This window comes from Paraburkholderia phymatum STM815, assembly GCF_000020045.1.
In the GTDB taxonomy this organism is placed as follows: domain Bacteria; phylum Pseudomonadota; class Gammaproteobacteria; order Burkholderiales; family Burkholderiaceae; genus Paraburkholderia; species Paraburkholderia phymatum.
This window is the reverse complement of record NC_010622.1, coordinates 1,145,293-1,158,629: the sequence shown is the minus strand read 5'-3', so window position 1 is coordinate 1,158,629 and position 13,337 is coordinate 1,145,293. Positions and strand designations below refer to the sequence as shown.

The following is a 13,337-nucleotide window of genomic DNA, read 5'->3' as shown; positions in this document are numbered from 1 at the left end:
ATGCGATGCGGCCGCGCTTTATCCACGCGAGCGGGATGGGAACATGCGGACCATTGTCCGCCGTTTCACCGTTCATTTGCGACAGATGGCAGAATACACAAAAAAGCACGATCGTTCAATTCAGACGATAACCGTAGGCGTGGGCGTCAACCCGAGGTGCCTGATCTACGCGCGGCCGTTTTTCTCCGCCTCGTCGAACGGACAGCCTTCGATGCCGAGCGCCGACGGCAGCACGTGCGTGCGGAACTGCGCGCGCAGCTTCAGCTTTTGGAGCTTGCCCGTTGCCGTGTGCGGAAGTTCGTCGACGAACACGACGTCGTCGGGAATCCACCATTTCGCGAGCTTGCCTTCGTAGAACGCGAGCAGTTCTTCGCGCGTCACGTGCGCGTCGGGACGCCTGACGACCACGAGCAGCGGCCGCTCCGTCCACTTCGGATGCGCGCACGCGATGCACGCGGCCTCCGCGACGGCGGGATGCGCGACCGCGATGTTTTCGACATCGATCGAGCTGATCCATTCGCCGCCCGACTTGATCACATCCTTGCTGCGGTCGGTGATATTCAGGAAGCCGTCCTTGTCGATCGTCGCGACATCGCCCGTCGGGAACCAGCCGTCGACGAGCGGCGACGCGTCGCTGCGGAAATACCGGTCGATCACCCACGGCCCGCGCACATGAAGATCACCGAATGCGACGCCGTCCCACGGCAGTTCGCGCCCGTCGTCGCCGACGATCTTCATATCGACTCCGTACAGCGCGTGACCCTGCTTTTCGCGCAACTTGCGCTGCTCGTCGGGGGAACGCTGCAACTGCTCCCATGTGAGCTTCGACAGCGTGCCGAGCGGCGACATCTCCGTCATGCCCCACGCGTGGATCACCTCGACACCGTAGTTTTCGCGAAACGTCTTGATCATCGCGGGCGGGCAGGCGGAGCCGCCGATCACGGTGCGCTCCAGCGACGAAAACTTCACGCCCGCCTCGCGCACATGGTTGAGCAGGCCGAGCCATACCGTCGGCACGCCCGCCGAATATGTGACCCGTTCCGCCTCCATCAGCTCATATAGCGACTTGCCGTCGAGATCCTTGCCCGGCAACACGAGTTTCGCGCCCGTCAGCGGCGCGGCGTGCGGGATGCCCCAGGCGTTCACATGAAACATCGGCACGACGGGCAGCACTGAGTCGCGCGCGGACAGACCCATCGCATCCGGCAGCGACGCGCCGAATGCATGCAGCACCGTCGAGCGATGCGAATACAGCGCACCCTTCGGGTTGCCCGTCGTCCCCGACGTGTAGCACAGGTTGGATGCGCAACGTTCGTCGATCGCGGGCCATTCGAATGCGCCGTCGTGGCGCGCGAGCAGTGCTTCGTAGCTCGATACGGCCGTCGACATGCACGGCATGTGCGCTTCGTCCGTCATCGCGATCCAGCCGCGCACGTTCGGGCACTGCGGCGCGAGCACGTCGACGAGCGCTGCAAACGTGATGTCGAACAGCACATAGCGGTCATTGGCGTGATTGACGATGTAGGCAATCTGATCGGGAAAGAGCCGCGGGTTGATCGTATGACAGACGGCGCCGAAGCCTGTCGTACCGTAGTAGGTTTCCAGATGCCGGTAGCCGTTCCATGCGAGCGTGCCGATGCGGTCGCCCGCTTCGACGCCGAGTGCGATCAGCGCTTGCGCCAGCTGCTTCGCGCGCCGCTCGCAATCGCGATATGTGTAGCGATGCACGTCGCCCTCGATGCGCCTCGACACGATCTCCGTGCTGCCGAAGTGGCGCGACGCATGCGCCAGCAACGAAGAGACCGTGAGTGGCACGTCCATCATCTGTCCATAGAGCGGCGTCGTCATACGCGGATGTCTCCCAGTAGCGTGTTGTCTCTATTCGATTCGAATGGTTCGAATGACGCTTTCGATGCGTCCGTGATGCATGGCCGATGCGCGCCCTGCAGCGCGGCGGGGGCGGAATTACAATATCGGTTAATAAAGAGGCGCTCAATATGTCGTTTTCCCCATGCAATGCAGGGTTATCCGGTCCCATGTCGGCGGCGGCAGGCGCCATCGACAACCAGCGCGAAGGCAGTTTCGCGGCGCTCGGGAACGTCTTTCTGACACGCCTGCCCGCGGCGCCGTTGCCAGCGCCTTACGTCGTCGGCTTTGCGCCGGATGTCGCGTCGATGCTCGGTTTCGATGCGTCGCTCGCGAGCGCGCCGGGCTTCTCCGAGTTCTTCTCCGGCAACACGACGCGCGACTGGCCGTCGACGGCGCTGCCGTATGCATCGGTGTATTCGGGGCATCAGTTCGGCGTGTGGGCGGGCCAGCTCGGCGACGGGCGCGCGCTGACGCTCGGCGAGGCCGAGCACAATGGCCGGCGCTTCGAGCTGCAACTCAAGGGCGGCGGACGCACGCCCTACTCGCGCATGGGCGACGGACGCGCGGTGCTGCGCTCGTCGATCCGTGAATATCTATGCTCGGAAGCGATGCATCATCTTGGCATTCCGACCACCCGCGCGCTGTGCGTGATCGGCTCCGATCAGCCCGTGCGCCGCGAAGAAATCGAAACGGCGGCCGTGGTCACACGGGTGTCGCCGAGCTTCGTGCGCTTCGGGCACTTCGAGCATTTCTACGCGAACGACCGCGTCGATGCGTTGCGCTCGCTCGCCGATCATGTGATCGACCGCTTTTATCCCGCGTGCCGCGACGCCGACGATCCATACCTTGCGCTGCTCAACGAAGCCGTGCTCTCGACAGCCGATCTGATCGTGCAATGGCAGGCCGTCGGCTTCTGCCACGGCGTGATGAACACCGACAACATGTCTATCCTCGGTCTCACGATCGACTATGGTCCGTTCGGCTTCATGGACGGCTTCGACGCGAACCACATCTGTAACCACTCGGATTCGCAGGGACGCTACGCGTACCGGATGCAGCCGCAGATCGCGTACTGGAACCTCTTCTGTCTCGCACAGGGGCTGCTGCCCCTGTTCGGCGAGCGGTACGGCGAGGCCGAACGCAGCGAACGCGCGGTGCAGGACGCGCAACGCGTGCTCGAAGGCTTCAAGGCGCGCTTTGCGCCCGCGTTGGAAGCGCGCATGCGCGCGAAGCTCGGTCTGGACACGGAACGCGAAGGTGACGACCAGCTCGCCAACAAGCTGTTCGAAATCATGCATGCGAACCGCGCCGACTTTACGCTGACGTTCCGCAATCTGTCGAAGCTGTCCCGTCACGACGCAAATGGCGATGCGCCCGCGCGCGACCTGTTTCTCGACCGCGCCGCCTTCGACGCGTGGGCGACCGAATACCGCGCGCGGCTGTCGCATGAAACACGCGACGACGCTGAGCGTGCCGAAGCGATGAACCGCGTCAATCCGAAGTACGTGCTGCGCAATCACCTGGCTGAAAATGCGATCCGCCGGGCGAAGGAAAAGGACTTCTCGGAGGTGGAACGCCTTGCTGCCGTGCTGCGCCACCCGTTCGACGAACAGCCCGAGCACGAGGCGTATGCGGGCTTGCCGCCCGATTGGGCATCGTCGCTCGAAGTGAGCTGCTCGTCGTGAGTCCGCGGCGTTTGGGGCTGCGCGCACGGGCGGGTTCGCGCGACTCCCCCAACCCGGCTGCGCTACAATTCGAGCCCAGATAGCATCGCGTGCGGGGTGAGTGTCACGCCGGCGCGCACGCCAGCGCCTGTCGGACGATCCGTCCGGCCGTGCCCGCCAGGCACGCGACGCCTCGCGAAACGACTGCCGACAGCGCGCACGATGCGCCCAACACTCTCCGGATTGCCAACCCGACAATGAAATTCCTGTTCGATCTGTTCCCCATCATCCTGTTCTTCGTCGCGTACAAGGTGTGGGGCATCTTCACGGCAACGGCCGTTGCGATCGGCGCCACGCTCGTGCAGATCGCATGGGTCGCGTTCCGGCATCGCAAGGTCGACCCGATGCTGTGGGTGAGCCTCGGCGTCGTCACCGTGTTCGGCGGCGCGACACTCGTGCTGCACAACGATACCTTCATCAAATGGAAGCCGACCGTGCTGTACTGGGCGTTTTCCGTCGTGCTGGTGGTGTCCGCGCTGGGGTTCAACAAGAACCTGATCGAAGCGATGATGGGCAAGCAGATTCAGTTGCCGCATCGCATCTGGGGTCAGCTGAACTATGTGTGGGCGGTCTTTTTCGTGCTGCTCGGCATTCTCAATCTGTTTGTCGCGTATAACTTTTCGACGGACGCGTGGGTCAATTTCAAGCTGTTCGGCGCGACGGGCTGCCTCGTCGTGTTTATCGTCGGGCAGAGTTTGTGGCTGTCGAAGTACATGAAGGAAGAGTGACATGAGCGACGACGTATTCCTTCACGCGAGCCCCGCGGAGCGCATCGCGCTGATCGAGGCGCGCATCACGGCGGCTCTCGCGCCCGTCGATTCGATCACCGTGCGCGACGACAGCGCGCTGCATGCGGGGCATGCGGGCGCGTCGGCGGGCGGCCACTATGCGGTGACGGTCGTGGCAGGCGCCTTTGCCGGCAAGGCTCGCGTGGCCCGGCACCGCATGGTGTATGATGCGCTGGCCGATGCCATGCAACGCGGCATTCACGCTCTCGCCATCACGGCTTATACGCCAGAAGAATTCAATTTGCTGTCCCGTTAGGAAACTTCCGATGACCTTGAAGAACACCCGCTACTGGGTTTCGCTGGCTGCATTCGCGGCCGCGCCTGCATTTGCACAGAACATCGCCGTCGTGAACGGCACGCCGATTCCGAAGTCGCGCGCCGACGCGCTGGTTGCGCAACTCGTGCAACAGGGTCAACAGGATTCACCCAAGCTGCAACAGGCTGTTCGTGAAGAACTTGTGAACCGCGAAATCCTGATGCAGGAAGCGATCCGCGAAGGCATTCCGTCGAAGCCGGAAGTCAAGGCGCAGGTTGCCGTTGCGCAGCAGACAGTCGTGTTGCGCGCGCTGATCGAGAGCTATGTGAAGAAGAACCAGCCGACGGATGCCGAAGTGAAGGCGAAGTACGACGAGCTGGTGAAACAGATTGGCGGCAAGGAATATCACCTGCACCACATCTTGGTGGAGAACGAGCAGCAGGCAAAGGATCTGATCGCGAAGATCAAGGGTGGCGCGAGCTTCGAAGATCTGGCGAAGCAGTTCTCGAAGGATCCGGGATCGGGCAAGAACGGTGGCGACCTCGACTGGTCGGACCCGAAGGCTTACGTGCCCGAATTTGCCGCTGCCGCGGAGAAGCTGCAGAAAGGCCAGATGACGGACGAGCCGGTTCATACGCAGTTTGGCTGGCACATCATTCGTGTCGACGATGTGCGCCAGACGCCGCCTCCGCCGTTCGAGCAGGTGAAGGCGCAGATCGCGCAGCAGATGCAGCAGGAAAAGCTGCAGGCTTTTGAAGAGAATCTGCGGGCCAAGGCAAAGGTTCAGTGACCTTGGCAGTCTGGTTTGAAGGAAGCCGCCTTTGGGCGGCTTTTTTATTTTTTGCTTCAGGTTGTTTGCCTTCGCGAGGCAATGTTTTTCTTGCAGATGCAGGTTGGCTATGCTCGCTGGCGTTCGCGATTTTATGTTGGTGTTCGTGCGTTGCCCCTATGCGGGGCAGCACTCGCTTGCAAACGCCGGCAAACCAGAGCAAACCGCGAATGCCCGCGAACCTACCGTCCAAGCCCACCAGCGGCGCGAACACGAAAAACCGCTCGCGCCGCGCAGGCGGAAAAACAAAGCCTTACCCGAGCCACTTCCGCGCATTTTGAAACACCCGCATCCACGGGCTGCCATCCGTCGCACTTTCCTTCCATGCCTGGGGATGCCAACTCATCTGCACGTTGCGGTGCACACGCTCGGTATGCGGCATCAGCACGGTAAAGCGTCCGTCCGGCGTCGTCACCGACGTAATCCCCGCCGGCGAGCCGTTAGGATTGAACGGATACTGCTCGGTCGGCTGACCGCGATGATCCACATACCGCAGCGCCACCGCGACACGCGATGCATCGCCCTGCTGCGAGAAGTCCGCGAAACCCTCGCCGTGTGCAACGGCGACAGGGATGCGCGAGCTTTCCATGCCCGCGAAGAAAATCGACGGCGACGATTGCACTTCGACCAGCGAGAAACGCGCTTCGAATTTCTCCGACTTGTTGCGCGTGAACTTCGGCCATGCGTCCGCGCCGGGAATCATCGACGCGAGGCTGCTCATCATCTGGCAGCCATTGCAGATGCCGAGCGCAAACGTGTCGCTGCGGCCGAAGAACGCGGCGAACATGTCGGCCAGTTGCGCGTTGAAGCGGATCGTCTTTGCCCAGCCCTCGCCCGCACCCAGCACGTCGCCATAGGAAAAGCCGCCGCACGCGACGGCGCCCGCGAAATCGGCGAGCGTCGCACGGCCCGACAGCAGATCGCTCATGTGAACGTCGTGCGCATCGAAGCCCGCGCGGTCGAATGCGTACGCGGTTTCGAGGTGCGAGTTCACGCCCTGCTCGCGCAGGATCGCGACACGCGGACGCGCGCCCTTGCCGACGAACGGCGCAGCAACGTCCTCGACGGGATCGAACGACAGATGCGGCTGCATGCCCGGATCCGCCGTATCGAGCAGCATCTCGAACTCCGCGTCGGCGCATGCCGGGTTGTCGCGCAGACGCGCGATACGCCAGCTCACCTCGCTCCACGTGCGATGCAGTTCGGCGCGCGGCGCGTCGAAGATCTTTTTCGCGTCGCGGTAAATTTCGATCATGTCGTTCGTGTTCGGCTTGCCGATCACGTGCGAACACGCCGACAGGCCATGCTCGCGCAACGCGGCGAGCACCGCGTCACGATCGGCGGCACGCACCTGCACCACCGCGCCGAGTTCTTCGTTGAACAGTGCACGGATAGTGCGGTCTTCGCGACGGCCGCTCGTCTGCTTCGTCCAATCCTTCGCGTCACCGTAATCGAATTCGTGATCGGGATCGAGCGTCAGCATGTCGACGTTCAGCGAAACGCCCACGTGCCCCGCGAACGCCATTTCGCAAACGGTCGTCCACAGACCGCCGTCCGAGCGGTCGTGATATGCGAGCAGCTTGCCGTCCGCGTTGAGCGCCTGAATGGCGGCGAAGAAACGCTTCAGGTCTTCGGCGTCGTCGACGTCGGGCACCGTATCGCCCACCTGCTGCGTCACCTGCGCCAAAATGCTGCCGCCCAGGCGCTGCTTGCCGCGTCCAAGGTCGATCGCGATCAGCACCGTCTCGCCCGCTTCCCGGACGCTCATCAGCTGCGGCGTCAGATGACGGCGTACGTCCTCCACAGGTGCGAATGCCGAAATGATTAGCGAAACGGGTGCGACCACTTCCTTCTCGACGTTGCCATCCGCCCACTTCGTGCGCATCGACAGCGAGTCCTTGCCGACGGGAATGCCGATGCCGAGCGCCGGACACAGTTCCATGCCGATTGCCTTCACCGTGTCGTACAGCGCCGCATCTTCGCCCGGGCTGCCGCACGCGGCCATCCAGTTTGCCGACAGCTTCAGCTTGTCGAGCGACGCGATGGGTGCCGACGCGATGTTCGTCACCGCTTCGCCGACGGCCATGCGGCCCGACGCCGGCGCGTCGATTACCGCGAGCGGCGTGCGCTCGGCCATCGTCATCGCTTCGCCGCGAAAGCCCGCGTAATCGACCGTCGTGATCGCACAGTCGGCGACGGGCACCTGCCACGGGCCGACCATCTGATCGCGGGCCGTCGTTCCGCCCACCGAGCGGTCGCCGATCGTGATCAGAAACGACTTGCTCGCCACCGTCGGGTGACGCAGCACGTTGACGGCTGCCTCGTGCAGCGCGATGTGCGTGACGTCGACGGGCTGCAGCGGCGTCGACTCGCGCTTCACGTCGCGATGCATGCGCGGCGGCTTGCCGAGCAGCACTTCCATCGGCATGTCGACGGGTTCATGCGCGCTGCCGTCCGCCTTGTCGGCGTCGATCAGCTTCAGCTGGCGCTCGGCCGTAGCCGCGCCGACCACTGCGAACGGGCAGCGCTCGCGCTCGCAAATGGCCGCGAACTCTTCGAGGCGCGTCGGCGGGATGGCCAGCACATAGCGCTCTTGCGCTTCGTTCGACCAGATTTCGCGCGGCGACAGGCCGCTTTCTTCGAGCTGGATCTTGCGCAATTCGAACAACGCGCCCTTGTCCGCGCCATCGACGAGTTCCGGAAATGCGTTCGACAGGCCACCTGCGCCGACGTCGTGAATGCTCAGGATCGGGTTGCCCTCGCCCAGCTGCCAGCACGAGTTGATCACTTCCTGAGCGCGCCGCTCGATTTCCGGATTGCCGCGCTGGACGGAATCGAAGTCGAGTTCGGCCGTGTTCGTGCCCGTCGCCATCGAGCTTGCCGCGCCGCCGCCCATGCCGATGCGCATGCCGGGACCGCCGATCTGGATCAGCAGCGAGCCGGCGGGCAGATCGTGCTTGTGCGTGTGCTGGTCGGACACGTTGCCGAGGCCGCCCGCGATCATGATGGGCTTGTGATAGCCGCGCACGCGGCCCGCGACGTTCTGCTCGTAGGTACGGAAATAGCCGCCGAGATTCGGGCGACCGAACTCATTGTTGAACGCGGCGCCGCCGAGCGGCCCATCGATCATGATCTGCAGCGGCGATGCGATGCGGTCCGGACGACCGTAGGTGGCGAACTGATCGGCGGCATTGCGATGGCCGACGGGCTGGTTCGCATCGCGCGCGTTTTCCCACGGCTCGCGGGCGTCGGGCAGCTCGAGATTCGACACGGTGAAGCCCGTGAGACCCGCCTTCGGACGCGCACCACGGCCTGTCGCGCCTTCGTCGCGGATTTCGCCGCCTGCGCCCGTCGCGGCGCCCGGGAACGGCGAGATGGCCGTCGGGTGGTTGTGCGTCTCCACCTTCATCAGCGTGTGCGTCAACTCGGTATGACGCCCATAGCGTTCGCCCAGCTCGTCGGCGTGCGCCGGCTTGCGCGGGAACCAGCGCTCTGCCATGCCGCCCTGCATGATCGACGAATTATCCGAATACGCGACGATCGTGCCCTGCGGATTGAGCTTTTCCGTGTTGCGGATCATGTTGAACAGCGACATGTCCTGCGTTTCGCCGTCGATCGTCCAGCTCGCGTTGAAAATCTTGTGGCGGCAGTGTTCGCTGTTGGCCTGCGCGAACATCATCAGCTCGACGTCGGTCGGATTGCGGCCGAGCTTCGTGAATGCATCCGCGAGGTAGTCGATTTCGTCATCGGCTAGCGCGAGACCCAGTTCCGAATTCGCCTTCTCGAGCGCCTGGCGGCCATCCGTCAGCACGCCGACCGTTTGCAGCGGCTTGGCGGGTAGCTCGTCGAACAGGTGCATCGCGTGGTCGCGCGACGGCGCGACGCTTTCCGTCATCCGGTCATGCAGGGCCGCGACGACGGCCGCGCGCGCCGCCTCCGACAACGCCTTCTTGCCGCCAAGCAGTCCGCCTTTCAGCACGACCGTGTACTCGACGCCGCGCTCGATGCGGCGCACGTGCGCGAGGCCGCAATGGTGCGCGATATCCGTGGCCTTGCTCGCCCACGGCGAGACAGTGCCGAAGCGCGGCACGACGAGGAAGGTCTCGGCGGCGCCCTTGTCCTTGCCTGCGTCGAACGGGTCACCGTAGTGCATCAGCGCTTCGATCTTCGCGCTGTCTTCCGACGAAAGCGGCGTCTGCGAATTCACGAAATGCAGATACTGGCCGCGCACGCCGACGATGCTGGCGTCGATGCGCGACAAGGTATCGAGCAGACGGGTTTGACGGAAATCGGAAAGGGCCGAAGCGCCGGGAAAACACGAGAAGTGGGCCATGAACTTGACGTTGCGTCGATCGGTTGCGTCGCTGGATGCCGCCCGCGACTGTTTGCCCGGTTGCTTGCTCGATTGCTTCAGGCAACCGCTCGGACAGTCGCGCGTGGAGGCGACGTGAGGCGTAAGGAAGTCGGAGATTATAACCCGGGAAGGTCCGGCAAACCTGGGCTGCCTCATCGTCTGCGCGCCCGTATGGTGAGGATGCTGACGCATGCGCGGGTCGCCGGCCCTTTCCCGAATCATTTTGGGACGCGGTTCCGGCCACTTGTGGTAGGCCGCATGCACAGTTTGCGCGCGTCGCGGCGGGCATGGGCACCGGCATCAAACGATGCTTTCCACGCCGAACGGCAGCCTGCCGGGCGGGTCGTTTGACTGCTATCATTCCGCCTTTCATCAGATCGGCGCAGTATCGGCTGTCGCGCCGCGCCGCATGTCGCGAAATACGCCTGGCCCCACGCGTGCCGACGGCAATACGAATTAATCATGGATGTCATCGTCATTGGCGGCGGGATCGTCGGCGTCGCCACCGCCTATCAGCTTCGCGCGGCCGGTCACCGGGTGTGCGTCGTCGAACGGCACGCCACGGTCGCGCAGGGCGCCACTTATGGACATGGTGGCACGCTGCTGCCCACGCCGCTCGACGTCTGGTTCGGACCGACCTTCATGCAGCACCGCCAGTCGTCCAGAAGCGGCGTCATCAAAAAAACGGGTTTCAACGGGCCGGTTCGCGATTTCATCCGCAGGCTGTCGGCCTTAACCGAACCCGAGGCATTCAAGAAGCAATATGCGCTGCTGCGTCCTCTGATCGAATCGGCGCGCGAATCGCTCGACGAAATCGAGCATCACTTCAACCTGGAATTCGAACAGACGAAAGGCCAGCTGTATCTGGTGCGCAGCCAGCAGGATTGGGAACACACCCAGCCTGCCCTCGACCTGCTCCGACAGTTCGAGGTGCCTCATCACGTGCTGAGTCCGCAGGAATGTCAAGCCATCGAGCATTCCATTCCGCTCGATCCGCATTTCGCAGGCGGCGTGCTGTTCGACGACGAAGGCACGGCGAATTGTCCGCTGTTCGCGAAGCTAATCAAACAGACGCTCGACTCGCAAGGCGGCGTGCAATTCCAGTGCGGGCGCGAAGTGACGGGCATTCGTCTTGATAATCAGCGCGCTGCCGTCGAACTGGCGCCCGCGAATGGCGAATCGCTGCGTTCGCGCGAAGTCGATGTGATCAGCGCAGATGCCGTCGTCGTCGCGGCGGGCGTGGGCAGTCTTGCATTGCTGGACAAGCTCGGCCTGCATCTGCCATTGCATCCGCTGCGGCTGCATAACCTCGTCGCACCCGTTGCGCGCGAGGAATTCGCGCCGCATACGACTGTGATCGATGCCGTCAAGCGGATCACGATCACGCGCAGCAATCACAGGCTGCGCATCGCAGGCGGCGCGGTGCTGCAAAGCGCGACCCAGACGCGCCAGCCGCTGCCCGAGTCGCTCACGAAGGACGCCCTGGCGCTGCTCAGCCAGGCGACGCACGACTGGGTGCCAGGTGCCGCGCGCATTTCGGCGGCGCTGCCGTGGGAGGGTGTGAAGCTGCTGTCGCCGGACGGCCTGCCCGTGACGGGCAATGCGCTGCATCCACGGCTCTATGTCAACGCAGCGCACGGTCCCGTCGGCTGGGGTCTCGCGTGCGGCTCGGGCAAGCTGATCGCAAGCCTCGTGTCCGGCGTACCCTCGGACCTGCCGTCCGACACAATTGTGGCGCTTCGCCCCGAGCGCTTCAACGCCTGAGTACGCAGATCCGGCATGGGACGGTCATTCGTCCTATGCCTTAGGTGGTACTGGCATCGACACGCGCAATGCCACTACCATGGGCATACCGTGTTGCTCTTGCAGGATGCCATGACCGATGCCCCTCTCGCTATTCCCTCATTGCCCCCGGCTCAAGCCGTTCTCATCAACCCGTACGACCGCCCGTTCACGCTGCTGAGCGTCGCCGAATTGCGCGCGCTCGAACAAGATGCCGGGGCGTCGCTGCCTGCCCATACGTTGATGGGACGTGCCGGACACGCGGGCGCGCGCTTCCTGCTCGAACATATCGCGCACGACGGCTCGGCCGATCCTTACCAGCCCGTGTGGCTCGTCGCCGGGCCCGGTAACAACGGCGGCGATGCGCTCGTCGTTGCGGCGGAACTGCGGCGCGCGGGCGTCGCTGTGGAAGTCTGCATGCCCGTCGAAGTGAGGCCCGACGATGCCCGCTGGGCGCTCACCGAAGCGCGCGCTGCGGGCGTCGCCATCTCGAACGCCGTGCCTGCCTCGTTCGATCGTTACGGCTGGGTGGTCGACGGCATGTTCGGTATCGGGCTCGCGCGACGGCTGGAAGGGGTGTTCGAGTCGATCGCGACGCAGCTGTCGGCACGTGCCAAGACGCGCGGCCGCGTGCTTGCACTCGACGTACCGAGCGGCCTCGACAGCGACACGGGCAACGTCGTCGAAGGCGGCGTCGCGGTGCGCGCGACCAACACGGTCACGTTCATCGGCGCCAAGCCCGGGCTGTTCATGTCGTCAGGACGCGATCTGGCCGGCGACGTGACGGTTGCGCCAATTGGCGTCGAAGGGCCGCGTCAGCCGGCTGTCCGGTTGAACGGGCCTGCCCTGTTCGTCCCGTATTTCCCGCCGCGCGATTTCTCGACACACAAAGGCACGTTCGGCAGTCTCGCCGTCGTGGGCGGCGACACGGGCATGTGCGGCGCGCCCATTCTGGCCGCGCGCGCCGCCTTATTTGCCGGCGCGGGCAAGGTTCATGTCGCCTTCCTCGGTGCAGGCAGTCCGCCGTACGACCCGCCGCACCCTGAGCTGATGCTCCATCCGCTCGACGAACTACCGCTCGCGACAATGGACGCGCTGTCGATCGGCTGCGGCATGGGCAAGCGCGAACGCGCCGTCGGCGTGTTGCGCGACGTGCTGCGCCTGAAGGTTCCCACATTGCTGGACGCCGACGCGCTGAATCTCGTCGCCCACCATGCCGAGCTCGCCGCCGCCGTGAAGCAGCGCGGTGAAACGGGGAACGATCCGTGCGTGCTGACGCCCCATCCGCTCGAAGCGGCGCGCCTGCTCGGTTCGGACGCGAAGAGCGTGCAGCGCGACAGGCTGGCGGCAGCGCGCGAACTCGCGGCGCGTTACGCGTGCGTCGCCGTGCTGAAGGGGACAGGTACGGTGATCGCGGCGGCGGATGGTCGTGTCTGCGTCAACCCGACGGGGAATGCGGCGCTCGCGACGGGCGGCACGGGGGACGTCCTCGGCGGCCTGATAGGCGCATTGCTCAGCCAGGGGCTGCCGCACTATGAGGCTGCGCTCGCGGGCGTCTATCTGCATGGTCTCGCAGCGGAAAAGCTCACCGTGCGCGGTAGAGGGCCCGCAGGCCTGACGGCAGGCGAGCTCGCGCCGATGGTGCGCAAGCTGTTGAATCGGCTCGTCTATCCGTTGCGTGACTGACGTCCGGCGCGCACCGCGGCGGGCGTCCCGTTATCTGGGTGCGTGCCCC

General features: G+C 64.4%; 8 protein-coding genes. 6 read left to right on the top strand and 2 right to left on the bottom strand.

Features of this window, described 5'->3' with window-relative positions; genetic code table 11:
- Positions 1-165: 165 nt before the first annotated feature.
- The gene (locus BPHY_RS05215; protein WP_012400430.1) at positions 166-1,848 is read right to left on the bottom strand and encodes a 3-(methylthio)propionyl-CoA ligase; all 1,683 of its coding nucleotides are present in this window, start codon (positions 1,846-1,848) and stop codon (positions 166-168) included.
- A 188-nt stretch (positions 1,849-2,036) separates the two neighbouring features.
- Between BPHY_RS05215 and BPHY_RS05210 the strand changes: the two genes are divergently transcribed.
- The 4 genes from BPHY_RS05210 (at position 2,037) to BPHY_RS05195 (ending at position 5,427) form a co-directional block, all read left to right on the top strand.
- Complete coding sequence (locus tag BPHY_RS05210; protein ID WP_012400429.1) at positions 2,037-3,554, top strand: protein adenylyltransferase SelO; 1,518 nt, start codon at positions 2,037-2,039, stop codon at positions 3,552-3,554.
- 236 nt (positions 3,555-3,790) lie between these two features.
- Complete coding sequence (locus BPHY_RS05205) at positions 3,791-4,321, top strand: septation protein A (protein ID WP_012400428.1); 531 nt, start codon at positions 3,791-3,793, stop codon at positions 4,319-4,321.
- A gap of 1 nt (position 4,322) precedes the next feature.
- Positions 4,323-4,637: a BolA family protein gene (locus tag BPHY_RS05200; RefSeq protein ID WP_012400427.1), complete on the top strand. Its 315-nt coding sequence runs from the start codon at positions 4,323-4,325 to the stop codon at positions 4,635-4,637.
- 10 nt (positions 4,638-4,647) lie between these two features.
- Entirely contained in the window at positions 4,648-5,427 is a 780-nt protein-coding gene (locus BPHY_RS05195) for a peptidylprolyl isomerase (protein ID WP_012400426.1), read from the top strand.
- 292 nt (positions 5,428-5,719) lie between these two features.
- Here BPHY_RS05195 and purL read toward each other — a convergent pair whose 3' ends face one another.
- A complete protein-coding gene (purL, locus tag BPHY_RS05190) occupies positions 5,720-9,799 on the bottom strand; it encodes a phosphoribosylformylglycinamidine synthase (RefSeq protein WP_012400425.1) in 4,080 nt (1,359 codons plus the stop codon).
- Positions 9,800-10,282: 483 nt separating this feature from the next.
- On the opposite strand from purL, the gene BPHY_RS05185 reads away from it, so the two are divergent.
- Together BPHY_RS05185 and BPHY_RS05180 are read left to right on the top strand one after the other, a co-directional pair.
- Positions 10,283-11,584 (top strand): FAD-dependent oxidoreductase, encoded by a 1,302-nt coding sequence (locus BPHY_RS05185; protein ID WP_012400424.1) that lies wholly within the window; start codon positions 10,283-10,285, stop codon positions 11,582-11,584.
- Positions 11,585-11,695: 111 nt separating this feature from the next.
- Complete coding sequence (locus BPHY_RS05180) at positions 11,696-13,288, top strand: bifunctional ADP-dependent NAD(P)H-hydrate dehydratase/NAD(P)H-hydrate epimerase (protein ID WP_012400423.1); 1,593 nt, start codon at positions 11,696-11,698, stop codon at positions 13,286-13,288.
- The last annotated feature ends 49 nt before the right edge of the window (positions 13,289-13,337 follow it).